The following is a 15,920-nucleotide window of genomic DNA, read 5'->3' as shown; positions in this document are numbered from 1 at the left end:
GGCGAAATAAACCAGAATTCAACGAGATACTGAATGAGCGCGCCGGACAAATCAAATTCCAAAGCACCGCCGAGTCTGCTTTCAAATGCAGGCAATGGCACCGATGCGAATGGCTCGCGCATTCTTGCCAATCTCGAGGGGCGCGTCGAGCCTCAGGCCGATGCGCCGCGCAGTTCCAGAACGCCGTTGATTCTCGTCGCGCTGCTCGTGGTGTGTGTGGGTTCGTGGGGCGCGTGGCGCGTCCAGCGTCATGCAGCGGGCAAGCCTGCCGAGGCGGTCGCGACTGGAAATGTGGTGGTGAAAGCGCCCGCGGCCGTGGCTGCCAGCGCGGCCGCGCCCGCCGCGACACTCGCCGCCGCATCGCAGGCCGCGCCGGCATCGGCTCCGCAAACGGCGACCATCATTTCCGACAGTTCCGACGGCGCGTCTACGCCAGGCACGGCTGACGACAGCCGGCTGTCACGCGCGCTTGCCAATGGCGCAGATGGCGACAATCAGGCTTCGTCCGCGAAAACGGTGGCTTCCGCCGAGACAAAAAATGACGGACCCCAGGCGATAAGGAAACCTGCAGAGGTCGCGAGTTCGGGATCGGCTTCAGCGTCGAGGAAGAGCCATCATGACTCCGTGCAGGCGCGCGGCAAACATGAGCTTGCCGATTCGAAAACGCATCCGGCGAATAACAAGGTTCTCGCCCAATCGAAAAAAACGGAGTCCGGCGCGCATAAGCACGAGGATACGGATGCCGATTTGCTGGCGGCATTAGTATCGCGTACGGAACCGTACGATCCTAAATCGCCGGTTAGCGCGAAAACGTCGAAAGTGAGTGCGTCGACTCGGCCTGCCAATACGCATCTCGCTGAACAGGTCGCGGCTTGCGGGAAAAATGGTTTCTTTGAAGAGCAATTATGCCGCTGGCGGGTTTGTGACGGACATTGGGGTAAAGATCCTTCATGTCCTCAATCGGATTCGCGGCGTCCATGATGGTTTAATCGTTGAGCGTGAGCAAGCGCCACGTTTAAAACAATTGACTCGCCTGCCGCAAACGGTCGGATCAACGGGGCGTTCGACGTTCATACAATATTGGCAATCTCCAATTGCAAGCATCGTAAGTCAGATGCCGATGCCGTATTAAACACGTTCATTCACAGATATCGTGTCAATTGCAATGCGTATCTGAATTGAATTCAGTGCGGTTTGTGTCACCCTGGCGATTTGAATCTTTATTTTTAAACGGCGAAAATGCAATGGTTGAATTCGCATTTTCGCCGACCGCCATTCGCGGTGCGTTAGGACTTTCCGCGCCACGGCACGAGACGCCGTTCGAGTGCGCGCATTCCGAGGTCGAAAGTCCATGCGATCAGACCGATCAGCACGATTCCCATCACAACCACATCGGTACGCAGAAAACTGGATGCGTTGAGCACCATTTGTCCCAGGCCCGCAGTCGCCGCGACCATTTCGGCGGCGACCAGTGTCGTCCATCCAAAGCCGATGGCGATTCGCAAGCCCGTCAATATTTCGGGCAATGCGGCGGGCAGCACGACATGCCGGACGACCTGAGGAAAGCTTGCGCCAAGCGAATAAGCGGCATTGACCTGTTCGGCGGTCGCGCTACGCGCCCCGGCGCGCGCGGCCATTGCAACTGGCGCAAAGCATGCGAGGTAAATCACGATCAGCTTCGCGGTCTCGTCGATACCGAACCAGATGACGACCAGCGGCAGATAAGCGAGCGGCGGCAGCGGTCGATAGAACTCGAGCGGCGGATCGAGCAGGCCGCGCGCAATCCGGCTCACGCCCATCAGAATGCCGACAGGAACAGCGGTCAGGCTCGCCAGTGCAAATGCGCCGAATACGCGAATCGCGCTCCACATCAAATGCTCGGAGAGCGGCAGGCCGCCCTGGATCCGACCGTTCCATGCATCGACGAATGCGGTCCAGACAGCTTGTGGCGACGGCAGAAAGAGCGGCGGAATCCAGTGAAAGAAGGTCGCGGCCCACCACAGCGCCGCAATCGCAGCGACAGAGGTGAGGCTCAGCGCAACGGTCGAACCTTCGCCGGGAAGACCGCGCCGAGGCTTGCGGCGCCGCACTTCGCGCTTCTTTGCCGGTGCGGACGAAGCCAGCGATTCAATGCTGCTCATGACAGCGCCGCCTCACGTGCGACGTGTGGCTCGCCATGCAGGCGTCGCACGAGACGCTCGCGCCACTGAATGAATTCCGGTGACGACTTCACTGCGCGCGCGTCGCGCGAAGCGAGAAACTGTTGCGCGAAAGGCAACTCATGACTTTCGGCGATTCGGCCGGGACCAGGCGTCATGAGAACGAGGCGCGTGGCGAGAAACAGCGCTTCTTCAACGCTATGAGTGATGAAGAATATGGTCTTGCGCGTGCGGCCCCAAACATCGAGCACGAGTTCCTGCATGGTTTCGCGCGTAAGTGCGTCGAGTGCGCCCATCGGTTCATCCATCAACAGAACCTGTGGATCGCTCGCGAGTGCGCGGGCAATGCCCACGCGTTGCTGCATGCCGCCGGAGAGCGCGTACACACGTGCGTCCGCGTGTTTGTCGAGGCCGACCAGCGCCAGCGTTTCGCGTGCGATTTCGCGACGGCGCTTACGATCGACGCCCTGAAAGCGCAAGCCGAGCGCGACGTTGTCGAGCACGTTGAGCCACGGCATCAGCGCGTACTTCTGGAACACGACACCACGTTGCGCGCCCGGTCCGTCGATCGGCTCGCCATTCAGTTTTGCGAACCCCGAGGTTGGATCGATGAACCCGGCAAGACAGTTCAGCAACGTCGTCTTGCCGCACCCGGACGCGCCGAGTGCGACCACGAATTCGCCGCTCTCTATCTGCAGGTCGACGCCTTCGAGTGCGGGCGTCGACGCACCTTCATAGGTGACGCCCAGCCCGCGAATTTCCAGCGTGCTCATTTGGCCGCTTGCTGCACGAAGCGCGGATCGACACCCGCCGAGTAGTCGGGCAGCACGTTCTGTATCGTGCCTTGCGACTTGAGGAAAGCCGCCGTTGCGGCAAGGGACTTCGCCGCGCCGCTCTGCGCGCCACCGCCGAGCCACGTCGACGACGCCTGGTCCGTCAGCGTCGGAAACGCGTAGAGCGCGAGGCTGGCGGGGACGTCGGCAGCATTCGCGCCCGACTCTTTCGCTACACCTTCGACTTCCTTCGAGCCGGACGTCCACGCGGCCTTGTGATCGCGATACTGCGCGTCGGTGTCGGCGAGTACCTTGACCAGGCCGACCAGGAATGCATCGTTATCCTGCGCAAACTTGCGATTCACCGCGAAGCCGTCGAAGGTCGCTTTGCCCGATTCGCGCGCCACTTCCCCGGACGTAATCAGCACTTTGCCGTTCTTCTTCACTTTCGCGAGAACCGGGTCCCAGATGTAAGTCGCGTCGATATCGCCACGCTCCCACGCGGCCGCGACTTCGGGCGGGCGAAGGTTGAGGATCTTCACGGTCGACGGGTCCACGCCAGCATTTTGCAGCGCAACGAGTGCATGAAAATGCGAGGTCGATACAAACGGCAAGCCGATCTTGTGGCCCTTGAGATCGGTCAGCTTCGTCACGCCGGAACCGTCTCTTGCCACTAAAGCTTCTGCATCGTTGATGTTGTCGAGAATCCAGAACAGCGAAATATCGACGCCTTGCGACAGACCTGCCGCGATCGGACTGGAGCCTGCCTCGCCGAGCTGGATCGAACCCGACGCCAGCGCGCGGATCACGTCGGCGCCGCTCGCGAGCTTGCGGTAGGTCACTTTATAACCGGTGGCTTTTTCGACTGCGCCGCTGACCTGCGCGTATCGCCACGGCACCACCATGTCCTGATAGCCGATCACGACTTCGCGTGGTTCGGCGGAGTGCGCAACGCCGATGGCGGTAGCGAAAAGGGCGATGCCGGCGGCGGCGATTCGCAGCGAGGAAAGCAGTGGTTTCATCAAAGACCCCGATCCTGGTGAGATTTGGTTTAGGCGTTCAACTATAAGCAATCCATACGCCGCCAGTTCGAACCATTCATGCATTGCAAATCACGTTCTTTGCGAACGCCGACCGCCGTTTCCGGAAGGAGAGAGCCTATGACGAAAAGGAAAGCCGGGACGCCGCCAACTTTCGGTTGATCTCCCCGTGCCCGTGGACTACAAATCTAGCAGCCAGGCGAGTGGGAGCAGAAAACGTTAATAAACGTCCGCCTATTTCGTTTGCCGCCAAAGCCGGATAAACCAAGGAGAGCCCTGCCATGGGTATGCGCCCCGATCCCACTTTTCACGCCTCTCCCAAACTCGCGATGGACGCGCCCGCGGAAGACTTCGCGTACACGCTCCTGCTGAGCCCGGATTTCTCGCGGCCCGACGCGCTCGCCGTGATCGACGTGCAACCCGGCTCGCCGACTTACAGCCAGGTCGTTCATACGGTGTCGGTGCCGAACAAGGGCGATGAATTCCATCATTTCGGCTGGAATGCGTGTTCATCGTCGCTGTCGCCGCTTACCGGGCATGCGTTTCTCGAACGCCGCTATCTGATCATTCCCGGCATGCGGTCGTCGCGTATCTATATCGTCGACACCAAGCCGCATCCGACCCAGGCGCGGATTCACAAGATCATCGAGCCCGAGGAAATCTTCCGCAAAACAGGCTATTCGCGTCCGCATACGGTTCATTGCGGGCCCGAGGGTATTTACGTCAGCACGCTGGGCGGCGCAGGGCCGGATGGCACAGACGGGCCGCCGGGAATCTTCATCATGGATTGCGAAACGTTCGAGGTTCTCGGCCGCTGGGAAATAGATCGCGGTGCGCAGGAGAAGCACTACGATTTCTGGTGGAATCTGCCGCGCGACTATATGGTGTCGAGCGAGTGGGCGCTGCCGCCGCAATTCGAAAACGGCATCGTGCCCGAGGACTTGCTGTCGAACAAATACGGGCACCGTATCCACTTCTGGGATTTGCGCGCAAGGCGCAATGTGCAGACGCTCGACCTCGGCGCGAATCATCAGATGGCGCTCGAAGTGCGGCCCGCGCACGATCCGAGCCGCGAGTACGGGTTCGTCGGCGTGGTGGTGGATACGACCAATCTGGAAGGATCGATCTGGACCTGGTGGCGCGAAGGCGGACAGTTTCATATCGAGAAGACCGCGACCATTCCGGCTGAGCCCGCGGCCGCCGAATTGCTGCCGCCGTTGCTGCAGGGGTTCGGCGCGGTGCCGCCGCTCGTGACTGATATCGATCTTTCGATCGACGACAAATTCCTGTATGTCGCGTGTTGGGGCACTGGTGAAATGCGTCAGTACGATGTGACGGAACCGCGCAAGCCGAAGTTGACGGGCTCGGTTCATATCGGCGGAATTGTGCGGCGCACGCCACATCCGAATGGGGAGACGTTCGCAGGCGGCCCGCAGATGGTCGAGATCAGCCGCGATGGCAAACGGGTCTACTGGACCAACTCGCTTTATTCGACGTGGGACAACCAGTTCTATCCAGACGGTGTGCCGGCGGCGCAGGTCATGGCGCACGCGGAACCGGGCGGCGGACTTAAGCTCGCCGACGATTACTGGGTGACCTTTCCCGCCGGCTATCGTGCGCATCAGATCCGCCTGGAAGGCGGAGATTGCTCGACCGACTCGTTTTGCTATCCGTCGGTGGGCGTTTGATCGGCGGAGAGTGGTCGCGCACCGGCCTCTGGCTCGCCATTCTCGCAAGCGGTCTTTATCACGGCATCAATCCCGCAATGGGATGGCCGCTTGCTGTCTCGAACGGCTTGTTTCAACGACGCGCGCGGGCGTTGTTTACCGCGCTGGCCTATCTCGCCGCCGGACACGTGCTCGCGATGTTCTCGGTGATGCTGCCGTTTGCGCTGCTCGCGGTCCTGCTCGAATGGCAACGCGCGATACAGGGCGGCGCGAGCGTGCTGGTCATTGCGTTCGGTGTCGGCCTGCTGATCTGGCGACGCCATCCCCGGATGCTGGCGCGCATTCCGCCTACGCGTCTCGCGCTCTGGTCGTTTGCGATCGCGATTGCGCACGGGGCCGGGCTGATGCTGGTCCCGATCTATCTCGGCCTCTGCCGGTCATACGGCATGGATCACGCGCACCACGCAGCACAGGTGTTGATCGCGGATAACCTGTGGATGGCGTTGCTGGTGTCCGCCGCGCATGGTGCCGCGATGGTGACCGGCGGCGGACTTCTGGCGTGGCTGGTGTATCGCTATCTTGGGCTCAGATTCGTGTCGCGGAGCTGGTTCAATCTGGATCGGGTCTGGGCGGTTAGCCTCATCGTGGTCGGCATGCTGTCGCTTTCGAATGTCGCCTTCAATGTAGCAATGTGAATGGCGATTTCACGCTGCACTCGTCGTTAAAGAACGAGTGCGGATTCGATCTGCGTCATCGCATATCGCGACGGCGGCAATCCCACATGACGGGTGAACGCAACGCTGAACGTGCTCGCGGAGCTATAGCCGACCCGTTGCGCGACTTCCGAGACGCTCACCTCGTTGCGCAGCAGCAGGTTCTTCGCCAATGCCATGCGCCACGCGAGCAGGTACTCCATCGGCGCGACGCCTAACGCCTGAGTGAATCGCGCGAAGAATGCCGAGCGGGATAACGCGGCTTCTTTCGCGAGTTGCGCGACCGTCCATGCGCGGGTGGGGCTCTCATGCATCTGCCGGATCGCGACCGCGAGTCGGGCATCGGCGAGTCCACGCAATAAACCAGGCGCCGTTCCCATGCCCGCCGTCGACCTGAGCGCTTCGATCAGAAGTACCTCCATTAGCCTTTCCAGTACCACCTCGCGGGCAGGACGTCGTGCGCGGGATTCCTCGCCGACAAGCTGCATGAGCGTCGCGAGCCGCTTCTCGCCGCGAACGTGAACGAGTTGCGGAAGCAGCGAAACCAGCAATGCAGCATCCGGCGAACCGAAGACGCAATGTCCCACCAGCATCAGAACATTAGCCGGGCCGCTTTGATCGCCGAGCCGGAACTTGCCGTCGAGCAACGCGACGGGAACGGTATCGAGGTCGTCCGGTGGAGCCGGTTCGGCACTCGACACCGCGAACCCGGACGACGAAGGAATCAGAACGAAGTCGCCTTCGTGGAGATCTAGCGGTTCCTGTCCTTCGACACTCAGGCGGCACGAACCTTCGAGGATCGCCCAGTAGAAGGGCTGCCCGACGTCGAAACGTCGAACACGCCACGCCCCCGATCCGCTGACGACCTTCGAAAACGGTGCGCCAGGCTGGAGCAGCAGCACAACTTCGGCAAGCGGATCGGTCACGGCAGGACTCCTGCAAATGAAATCTGGACGTTCGATTGTAGCAAGTCCAGGTTCGACGCTTTATCGTTTGAGGACTGCCAACCCCACCATTACGGGAATTCTCGATGAAAACAATTCTGATCACCGGATGCTCGTCAGGCTTCGGCCTGGAAATCGCGCGGTATTTTCTCGATCGCGACTGGAAGGTGATTGCGACGATGCGTACGCCGCGCGAAGACCTGTTGCCTCGTTCGGAGCGGCTGCGCGTGCTCGCGCTCGACGTCACGGACGCTGAGAGCATTCGCCAGGCGGTGGACGCAGCGGGACCGATCGACGTACTCGTCAACAATGCGGGAATCGGTTTGCTGGGCGCTCTCGAAGGCATCTCAATGGGCCGCGCGCGCGAAATCTTCGAGACCAACACCATTGGCACGATGGCGATGACGCAAGCTGTGCTGCCTCAATTCAGACAGCGGAAAGCAGGGGTGATCGTGAACGTCACGTCGAGCGTGACGTTGAAATCGCTGCCTCTCCTTGCTATCTACTCCGCGAGCAAAGCGGCGGTGAACGCGTTCACGGAATCGCTTGCGCTTGAACTTCAGCCATTCGACATTCGCGTGAGTCTGGTGCTGCCGGGGCGCGCGCCAACCACCCGTTTCGGGGAAAACGCGCAGACGCGGATGCAAGGCACGATCCCCGAAGCGTACGCCGGGCTCGCGCAGGATGTGTTCGCGCAATGGGCACAGTCGTCTGTTGTCACGACCGCCGACGATGTCTCCGAAGCCGTGTGGCGCGCGGTGAACGACCCGTCGAGTCCGGTTCGTCTCGTGGCCGGTGCCGACGCTTTGGCGTTGGTTGAATAACGCCGGTCAGCAAGAGTCGATAACGGAAACGGTATCGACCCATTCGGTTTCGACATTGGAGTAGAAAGGTTTCCGTCCGTACACTGGCGTGCAGTGCGTTCGCAGACGAACAACGCACAACGCGGCGACACGCCAAAAACAACGATGAATGGCCACAACGGCCATCCGGACGGAGACACGAGTTGGACAAGCAAACCATTCCCGTATCGCCCGCCGCGAGTCAAACCACTCGCATGAGTTACCGCTGGCATGTGCTGATCTGGCTGCTGATGGGCGGCATCATCAATTATCTGGATCGTGCAAGTCTGTCGATTGCGGCGCCTGGAATGATTCAGGAACTCGGCCTGACCCGCACACAGATCGGTCTGCTCGGCAGCGTATTCGCGTGGACCTACGCGATGATGCAGTTGCCAGCAGGATGGCTGATCGATCGATTCGGCGCGAAGCGTGCGTACGCTATCGGCATGATCTGGTGGAGTATCGCGACATGGCTGACGGGCGTGGTGGGTTCGATCGCTGCGCTGGTGGTGATGCGTGCATTGCTCGCCGTGGGCGAAGCCCCATGCTGGCCTACTGCGGCGAAAATAACCGCGGCGTGGTTTCCCGCCAAGGAGCGCGGCTTTGCGACCGGCATCTGGGACTCGTCATCGAAATGGGGACCCGCGCTGGCTCCCGCACTACTCGTTGCGTTGATGATTGCGTTCGGCTGGCGCTCGCTCTTTCACGTAACAGGCGCGTTCGGGATTGCCTTCGCGCTGCTGTTCCTGATGCTGTATCGCAATCCACGCGACAGCAAACGCTTATCGAAAGATGAACTCGGATACATCGAAGCGGGCGGCGGCGGCCATGAGCGTTCGCTCGCGACGTCCTCGCTCAAATGGCGTGGGCTTTTTGTGCGCCGTAGCGTGTGGGGGATGATTCTCGGGTACTTCTGCACGATCTGGCTCTGGAACATTTTTCTTGTGTTCTTGCCGCTGTATCTGCTCGACCGGTTCCATATCTCGTTTGCACAACTCGGTGCCGTCGCGGGCATTCCCTGGGTTGGTGGCGCACTGGGTGAAATCGCGATCGGGTATCTGGCGAAGAAGCTTGTCGATCGCCATCTCGCTACGGCGATTGGCGCGAAGCGCCTGTTGATTGCGTGTTGCGCCGTCGGTGCAGGCGTGTGCGCGGTCGCATTGCCGTTCGCCGATTCGTTGAATGCGACGCTCGTTCTGTTCACGGTCGGCCTCGCGTTTCTTGCCGCGATGATCGGTTCGGCTTGGGCACTGGCGTCCGATATCGCGCCGTCGTCGATGGTGGCGTCGGTGAGTGCGATTCAGAACTTCGGCGGCTATTTCGGCGGCGCGTTTTCGCCTCTCGTGGCGGGCTTCATCGTCGACCATACTGGCTCGTATGCACTCGCCTTTATTTCGGGCGGGTTCATTGTGGCATGCGCAGCACCGTTCTACTGGTGCATGGCGCGCAAGCCGATTATGGAAGACGCGGAAGTGGCGACCGCATAACACGGGGACTGTTACAGGCAGCGGAGTCGACTTCGGTTTGCGAGGTCACTCGCTGGCTGCACGGTAAAAAGCCGGTCATTCGTTAATTGAAACAGGTTCTCCTCTATTGAACTGCCGCGAAGTATCTTTATCCCTCGCAATGTTGACAGGTTGTGAGAGTCTGCCGCCGATAGCATCCTGTCTCTCGCTGGGTCGGATAAAAAAATAAAGGCCAAAGGCAGCGAGGGCTTCAATCAGGCGCCTGACCGTTTGTGGCGCTGTCGTTTTCTGACGATTGCTTCTTCATTGCAGCGACGAATGAAGGCAACCGGACAGACATATCCTCTCGGATTCACCGATTTCCCTTTGGGTTCAAGATTGCCGATGCGCCTTCGCACGCCAACGTGTGATGAGGCGAACCAGTTGTCGTTCTATGACGTTAGTTTTCTGCATTCAATTGCTGTGCTCATTAACCGCTGAACAATCTGGAAATAATCATGGACCAACTCTACAAAGTAGACGGGACTGCCGGAAAGAACATTCCGGGCGCACCGATCCTTCACTTCTCGCTTCTGGTCAATCCGCCGTCGGGAAGCGTGTCGGGCATCGTTCGAATCACGCAGGCGACGAATCCGCCGCTGGATGCCGAGATCAGGGTGTCGGGCACCATTCACGCTCTTGGCAATCAGTCGGAAACCAATGTCGTGCTGCTCGAAGGCACGTATCCGCACGTCCTGCCGCCGCCCGCGATCGGAACGTTTCTGGAGCAGTTCTCCGCGGTCCTGTGGGTCGATACCAAGTGGAACGGCTACGGCGACTTCAAGCTGGGCTCGATCGGCGTGAAGAACGTGCCCGTTCATTCGTCGTAGTAACGGCTGCGACGGCGTTCCGGGCCGCATGACCCGGCACGCCGTCTATCGGGCGTAAGTGTCGGCGCCGCGACTAGAAGCGCGGATTCGCCAGCACATAAAACAGCCCTGCAGAAAGGCCGATCGTGACCGGCAGCGTCACCAGCCACGTGATCACGATGCGAACCATCATGCCGCGTTGCAGACCCTGTCCGCCGACCGCCATCGTCCCCGCAATCCCTGACGTGATGATGTGGGTGGTGCTCACCGGCAGCCCCGTGAATCCCGCTGTGCCGATCAGCAATGAGCCGATCAACTCCGCGCTCGCACCCTGACCCGGCGTCATGTGCTGTTTGCCGATCCGCTCGCCGAGCGTGCGTACCACCCGTTTATAGCCGACCATCGTGCCGATTCCCAGGCAGACGGCACTCAACATGCGAACCCACAGCGGCGCGTATTGAACGGGCAGGCTCATCTGTTTGAGAAGATCGGCAGCCTCTTTCTTGTCGGCAGACGTCGCCGATTTGACCTCGCCGACGTGCTTCATCTGCGATACGACGTCGTAAATCGCGCCGCGCAATTGCGCGCGCGTGGCTCGCTCGCCGTCGACATGCTGTTCCTTCGATTGCAGTTCCGAAGCCTGCTTTTGCAGCGACGTTCGCGCGTCGCGCAGCATCTGCGCTGCTTGCAACGCGTGAGGCTTGACGTCGTCGCCATATTTTTCGATGAGAGGAATTGCCGCTGCGGCATGCTCGCTCAGTTGCGTCAGTTGACCGGTCGCGTCAGGATTGAGCGCATAGGCGGCGGGCAATAACCCGATGATCGTCAGCATGATCAGGCCGATGCTTTTCTGGCCGTCATTGGTGCCGTGAGAAAAGCTGACCGACGTGCATGTGAGTATCAGCAGGCCGCGCAGCCACCAGACCGGTGGTTGGCCTTCCTTGGGCGGCTCGAACAGATGTCCGCTGCGCACGATGAGTTTCAGCAGGCCATAGAGGCCGCCCGCGAGCAGAAAGCCCAGCACGGGCGATAGCGCGAGTCCTTCGAGTACCGTGATGATCTGCTTCCAGTCCACGCCCTGAACCACGCTGCGCGATTTCAGAAGCGCGTCGGCGACGGCCACGCCAATCAACGCGCCGATGATGCAATGAGAACTGCTATTCGGAATGCCGAACGCCCATGTCAGCACGTTCCAGAACAGTGCCGCCGCGAAGATCGACACGAGCATCGGCACAGCGGGCGAGCCGTCGGGTGGAGTCAGGACATCGGGAGGGAGAATCTCGACCAGCGCGTAGGCGACCGCGATACCGCCCACCATCACGCCGATAAAGTTCAGAAGGCCCGACCAGACGACGGCTTGTACGGGCTTCAGCGATTGCGTGTAGATGACAGTGGCGACGGCGTTCGACGTGTCATGAAAACCGTTCGTCGCTTCGAATACGAGCACCATGACCAGGCACACCACCAGCATGCCGACGACGATACCCGAGGACGGGGTGAAGTGCACGAGCATTCGCGCTCCCTTAGGGAAGGAGAGGGACAACTCGCGGATGTCGGCCGACACTGCTCCGTGAATGCGAACAGTCGATCGTAAATCGTTACCATGACGCTTTTGTTACGCAGACGATCGCCGGGTGTTTCCATTTCGCTTACAGAGGGACAGCGTACGTACGAGGAACACGCAGACTGGCCGCGAGGGTTCACCCTTAAAATCGTGAACAACGAGGCGGCTCGCTGACAGGGCAGCCCCGTTGTCCGCATGTTTCGTTTTTTTCGCTATTTCAGCCCGCAATTCAGGGAGTATTTGCCGATGTCGGCTTCATCCGCCACCGAGCGCCAGGGAAGTTCCGCACTAATTACCTCGCTGGTCGCGGCCGCGTTGTTCATGGAGAACCTCGACGGGTCGATCATCGCGACCGCGTTGCCGCAAATGGCGCAGTCGTTTCATATCAGGCCGGTGGAGTTGAGTATCGGCATCACGTCGTATCTGTTGACGCTCGCCGTGTTTATCCCGATCAGCGGATGGATTGCCGATCGGGTCGGTGTCCGCACGGTGTTCGCCACGGCGCTCGCCATTTTCACCGGCGCATCGATGCTCTGCGGGATGACCGACAACCTCGTCGAGTTCACCGGTGCGCGGATTTTGCAGGGCATCGGCGGCGCGATGATGGTGCCGGTCGGGCGGCTCGCGGTGCTGCGCGTCACGCCCAAAGAAAACCTGATGCGCGCGATTTCGATCATCACGTGGCCCGGGTTGATTGCGCCAGTGCTCGGACCGCCGCTCGGCGGATTCATCACGACGTACTCGTCGTGGCGCTGGATTTTCTATCTGAACGTGCCGCTCGGTTTGCTTGGAATAGTGCTCGCCTGGCGCTTCATCAACACCGAACGCGAAGCAGATTGCCGTCCGTTCGACGCGCTGGGTTTCGTGCTGACCGGCGTCGCGGGCACCTGCGTCATGTATGCGATGGAGGCGATCGGCCGAGTCGGCACGTCGTGGCATTCATCGCTGCTGTTTCTGGCGATCGGTCTCGCGGCTTGCGTGGCGGCGTGGTTTCATTTGCAACGCAGCGCGCATCCGATGATCGATCTCTCGGCGTTCAGGATCAAGACATTCATGGTGTCGATTTGCGGCGGATCGCTGTTCAGGATCTCGATCGGTGCAGTACCGTTTCTTCTGCCGTTGATGTTTCAGGTCGGCTTCGGCATGAACCCGTTTCAGTCGGGCTTGCTGACGCTCGCGGTATTCGCGGGCAACCTGTCGACCAAACTCGTCACGACGCAAATTCTTCGGCGCTTCGGGTTCAGAACGGTGCTCGTGTTCAACGGCGCGTTTGCCGCGTTGACGCTGGCAAGCATGAGTTTGCTGAGGCCTTCGACGGCATCCGGCTGGATTCTGTTTGCGCTGTTCGTGAGCGGCGTCGCGCGGTCGTTGCAATTCACCGCGATCAATACGCTCGGTTTCGCCGATGTCCCGAAGCAGCAGATGAGCGGCGCGTCGACCTTATCGAGCACGCTGGGCCAGATGACCATGGGCATGGGCGTCGCGGCCGGTGCGATTGCATTGCGGATCGCCGCGTGGTGGCACGGCCACGATGGCCAGTCGTTGACGCCGTCCGACTTCAGCATTGCGTTTGTGCTGGTGGCGGTGTTCAGTGTGATCGCGATTGCCGACGTGTTTTCTTTGTCGCCCGATGCAGGCAATCACGTAACCGGGCATCGACGAAAGGGTGCTGGGTGACGAGCGTCAAGGTTTGATGGTGTCGTGCAGTGCAAAGCGGGTGGCGCTTATTTTTCGTTCCAACTGACGGCGCGAGTTTTTCTGCCGATCGCTTACGACTTTATGCTTGGAACCGCCATGAGATTTCCTGCTTGAGTCGTGATCGACCCTGTCTGGCGATGCGTTATGAATTTTCATTCGGCCTGGTTGGAGGTCGTGTTGTTTAGTTTGGAATCCGCAGCAGACGTTATTTGATGCTGTTGATATCTGTCGCCGCTTCAGGATTGGAAATGGGGCGCGTCACGTTACGTGGGCTCGGAACATCGCCCGTTTCTCACGTGACATCAGGCAATCTATCGAAGTAATCCGTCGTGGTTCTCCCTACGTTTGACGCGGGCTGTGTCTCTACATCGCCCGTCTGCAGGGACGTTGCGCAAATTGGCACGTTCTCTGCAATTGCTTGCCGTGCACTCAACAGCGCGGCACTCGTCAACACAAAAAGGGGAATGGAGATGGATAAGAATTTCGCGGGCACGGCGGTTACGGCAATCGCGTTTTGCGCGGCCGCCGCGTTTGGTATGGCTGCGAGCGGGGCGGCTCTGGCAGATTCGACCACGCCGAGCACGGGCCTGGTGCTAGGCGCGATCGCGACGCCCGGATCGATAGCGGTGGGCGGCGCGGCAGGCAGCGTGACGTCGATCAGCGGCGTGACCGTGGCCTTGGGCGGAGCAGGCGGTTTTGCCATTAGCCTGGGCAACCAGCCGTTGGCGCCGTTGACGGGGATTTTGGGATCGTTGGGGAGCTTGTCGGGGGTTGGCGGGAGTGGGGTGCTGGCGCCGGTTACGGGCGCGATTGGGGCGGTGACAGGAGCGTTGTCGGGCGCGGCGGGAAGCAATCCGTTGGCGCCGGTTACCGGAGCGATCGGGACGATCACGGGTACGTTAGCCGGGGCAGGTGGGACGGATCCGCTGGCGCCGGTTACGGGCGCGGTTGGGGCGGTGACAGGCGCGCTGTCGGGCGCGGCGGGGAGCAATCCGTTGGCACCGGTTACCGGGGCGATCGGGACGATCACGGGTACGTTGGCCGGGGCCGGTGGGACGGATCCGCTGGCGCCGGTTACGGGCGCGCTTGGGGCGGTGACAGGCGCGCTGTCGGGCGCGGCGGGAAGCAATCCGTTGGCGCCGGTTACCGGAGCGATCGGGACGATCACGAGTACGTTAGCCGGGGCCGGTGGGACGGATCCGCTGGCACCGGTTAGTGGCGCGATTGGGGCGGTGACAGGCGCGTTGGCGGGCGCGGTGGGAAGCAATCCGTTGGCACCAGTTACTGGGGCGATCGGGACGATCACGGGTACGTTAGCCGGGGCAGGTGGGACGGATCCGCTGGCACCGGTTAGTGGCGTCGTGAATGCGGTGACCGCTTCGCTGTCGAATGTTGCAAGCAGCAATCCTCTTGCTCCGGTTTCGAGCGTACTGAATTCCGTGACGGGTACGCTGACGAACGCGGCTAACTCGACAACCAGCAATTTATCGAACTCGATAAATGCGACTACAGGTGCGCTCGCGAATTCGGTCAACTCCGAAGCCGGCACCTTGACGACGGCCGTCAATGCGACGACGGCCAATGTGACGAATACCGTCGACTCCACCGTTGGCGTGGTCACGAATGCGGTCAACTCGGGAACGAGCACACTCGCTGGAACCGTGAATTCTTTGACGGGGGCGCTTGGGGGCGTGGCTGGAAATGATCCGCTGGCTCCGGTGACGGGCGTGGTCAACTCGGTAACCAGCACGCTTGCAGGCGCAGCGGGAAGTAATCCGCTTGCTCCGGTAACGGGCCTCGTCAACTCGGTGACGGGTACGCTGGCTGGTGCAGCTGGAAGTGATCCGCTGGCTCCGGTGACGGGTGTGGTCAACTCTGTGACGAGCACGCTCGCAGGCGCAGCAGGAAGCAACCCGCTTGCGCCAGTAACAGGCCTCGTCAACTCGGTGACAGGTACGCTGGCTGGTGCCTCTGGAAGTGATCCGCTGGCTCCGGTGACGGGCGTGGTCAACTCGGTGACGAGCACACTTGCAGGAGCAGCAGGAAGCAACCCGCTTGCGCCGGTAACGGGCCTCGTCAACTCGGTGACGGGGACGCTGGCTGGTGCTGCCGGAAGTGATCCGCTGGCTCCGGTGACGGGTGTGGTCAACTCTGTGACGAGCACGCTCGCAGGCGCAGCAGGAAGCAACCCGCTTGCGCCAGTAAC

13 protein-coding genes are annotated in these 15,920 nt (G+C 60.8%); 8 read left to right on the top strand and 5 right to left on the bottom strand.

What is annotated here, in order from left to right:
• Window positions 1-33 precede the first annotated feature (33 nt).
• Window positions 34-981: a hypothetical protein gene (locus tag ABH945_RS30880; protein ID WP_429253190.1), complete on the top strand. Its 948-nt coding sequence runs from the start codon at window positions 34-36 to the stop codon at window positions 979-981.
• A 305-nt stretch (window positions 982-1,286) separates the two neighbouring features.
• Here ABH945_RS30880 and ABH945_RS30875 read toward each other — a convergent pair whose 3' ends face one another.
• The 3 genes from ABH945_RS30875 to tauA are packed head-to-tail and all read right to left on the bottom strand — an operon-like array spanning window position 1,287 to window position 3,954.
• A complete protein-coding gene (locus ABH945_RS30875; RefSeq protein ID WP_429253189.1) occupies window positions 1,287-2,141 on the bottom strand; it encodes an ABC transporter permease subunit in 855 nt (284 codons plus the stop codon).
• Complete coding sequence (locus ABH945_RS30870) at window positions 2,138-2,932, bottom strand: taurine ABC transporter ATP-binding protein (protein ID WP_074771748.1); 795 nt, start codon at window positions 2,930-2,932, stop codon at window positions 2,138-2,140. The genes ABH945_RS30875 and ABH945_RS30870 overlap by 4 nt, the downstream gene beginning before the upstream one ends.
• Complete coding sequence (tauA, locus tag ABH945_RS30865; RefSeq protein ID WP_429253188.1) at window positions 2,929-3,954, bottom strand: taurine ABC transporter substrate-binding protein; 1,026 nt, start codon at window positions 3,952-3,954, stop codon at window positions 2,929-2,931. Before tauA ends, ABH945_RS30870 begins: the two co-directional genes overlap by 4 nt.
• 299 nt (window positions 3,955-4,253) lie before the next feature.
• On the opposite strand from tauA, the gene ABH945_RS30860 reads away from it, so the two are divergent.
• On the top strand, window positions 4,254-5,660 hold the full coding sequence (locus tag ABH945_RS30860) for a selenium-binding protein SBP56-related protein (RefSeq protein WP_429253187.1): 1,407 nt from the start codon (window positions 4,254-4,256) through the stop codon (window positions 5,658-5,660).
• Complete coding sequence (locus tag ABH945_RS30855) at window positions 5,657-6,334, top strand: hypothetical protein (RefSeq protein ID WP_429253275.1); 678 nt, start codon at window positions 5,657-5,659, stop codon at window positions 6,332-6,334. The genes ABH945_RS30860 and ABH945_RS30855 overlap by 4 nt, the downstream gene beginning before the upstream one ends.
• A 26-nt stretch (window positions 6,335-6,360) precedes the next feature.
• Here the strand turns inward: ABH945_RS30855 and ABH945_RS30850 are convergent, their stop codons facing one another.
• Complete coding sequence (locus ABH945_RS30850; RefSeq protein WP_074771745.1) at window positions 6,361-7,278, bottom strand: AraC family transcriptional regulator; 918 nt, start codon at window positions 7,276-7,278, stop codon at window positions 6,361-6,363.
• Between the two features lie 104 nt (window positions 7,279-7,382).
• Between ABH945_RS30850 and ABH945_RS30845 the strand changes: the two genes are divergently transcribed.
• From ABH945_RS30845 to ABH945_RS30835, 3 genes are all read left to right on the top strand, one after another.
• Complete coding sequence (locus ABH945_RS30845; protein ID WP_429253186.1) at window positions 7,383-8,120, top strand: SDR family oxidoreductase; 738 nt, start codon at window positions 7,383-7,385, stop codon at window positions 8,118-8,120.
• A gap of 182 nt (window positions 8,121-8,302) precedes the next feature.
• The gene (locus ABH945_RS30840) at window positions 8,303-9,625 is read left to right on the top strand and encodes an MFS transporter (RefSeq protein ID WP_429253185.1); all 1,323 of its coding nucleotides are present in this window, start codon (window positions 8,303-8,305) and stop codon (window positions 9,623-9,625) included.
• A 476-nt stretch (window positions 9,626-10,101) separates the two neighbouring features.
• Entirely contained in the window at window positions 10,102-10,473 is a 372-nt protein-coding gene (locus ABH945_RS30835; RefSeq protein WP_074771742.1) for a DUF1842 domain-containing protein, read from the top strand.
• Between the two features lie 73 nt (window positions 10,474-10,546).
• On the opposite strand, the gene ABH945_RS30830 is transcribed toward ABH945_RS30835, so the two are convergent.
• Window positions 10,547-11,965, bottom strand: coding sequence for an inorganic phosphate transporter (locus ABH945_RS30830; protein ID WP_429253184.1), 1,419 nt, complete (start codon window positions 11,963-11,965; stop codon window positions 10,547-10,549).
• Between the two features lie 297 nt (window positions 11,966-12,262).
• Here ABH945_RS30830 and ABH945_RS30825 point away from each other — a divergent pair, with 297 nt between their 5' ends.
• Together ABH945_RS30825 and ABH945_RS30820 are read left to right on the top strand one after the other, a co-directional pair.
• On the top strand, window positions 12,263-13,693 hold the full coding sequence (locus ABH945_RS30825; protein WP_429253183.1) for an MFS transporter: 1,431 nt from the start codon (window positions 12,263-12,265) through the stop codon (window positions 13,691-13,693).
• A gap of 491 nt (window positions 13,694-14,184) precedes the next feature.
• Window positions 14,185-15,920: beta strand repeat-containing protein (locus tag ABH945_RS30820; RefSeq protein ID WP_429253182.1), on the top strand; the 1,736-nt coding region annotated here is incomplete at its 3' end.

This window comes from Paraburkholderia sp. GAS333 (genome assembly GCF_050435665.1).
GTDB classification, from domain to species: Bacteria; Pseudomonadota; Gammaproteobacteria; order Burkholderiales; family Burkholderiaceae; genus Paraburkholderia; species Paraburkholderia fungorum_A.
The sequence above is the reverse complement of the archived record's forward strand: the minus strand, read 5'-3'. Positions and strand labels throughout refer to the sequence as shown.

What these genes read in the sequence shown, in the direction of transcription:
- ABH945_RS30880 (WP_429253190.1), top strand. Translation starts at nt 34, where the DNA reads ATGAGCGCGCCGGACAAATCAAATTCCAAAGCACCGCCGAGTCTGCTT.
- ABH945_RS30875 (WP_429253189.1), bottom strand. Translation starts at nt 2,141, where the DNA reads ATGAGCAGCATTGAATCGCTGGCTTCGTCCGCACCGGCAAAGAAGCGC.
- ABH945_RS30870 (WP_074771748.1), bottom strand. Translation starts at nt 2,932, where the DNA reads ATGAGCACGCTGGAAATTCGCGGGCTGGGCGTCACCTATGAAGGTGCG.
- tauA (WP_429253188.1), bottom strand. Translation starts at nt 3,954, where the DNA reads ATGAAACCACTGCTTTCCTCGCTGCGAATCGCCGCCGCCGGCATCGCC.
- ABH945_RS30860 (WP_429253187.1), top strand. Translation starts at nt 4,254, where the DNA reads ATGGGTATGCGCCCCGATCCCACTTTTCACGCCTCTCCCAAACTCGCG.
- ABH945_RS30845 (WP_429253186.1), top strand. Translation starts at nt 7,383, where the DNA reads ATGAAAACAATTCTGATCACCGGATGCTCGTCAGGCTTCGGCCTGGAA.
- ABH945_RS30835 (WP_074771742.1), top strand. Translation starts at nt 10,102, where the DNA reads ATGGACCAACTCTACAAAGTAGACGGGACTGCCGGAAAGAACATTCCG.
- ABH945_RS30830 (WP_429253184.1), bottom strand. Translation starts at nt 11,965, where the DNA reads ATGCTCGTGCACTTCACCCCGTCCTCGGGTATCGTCGTCGGCATGCTG.
- ABH945_RS30825 (WP_429253183.1), top strand. Translation starts at nt 12,263, where the DNA reads ATGTCGGCTTCATCCGCCACCGAGCGCCAGGGAAGTTCCGCACTAATT.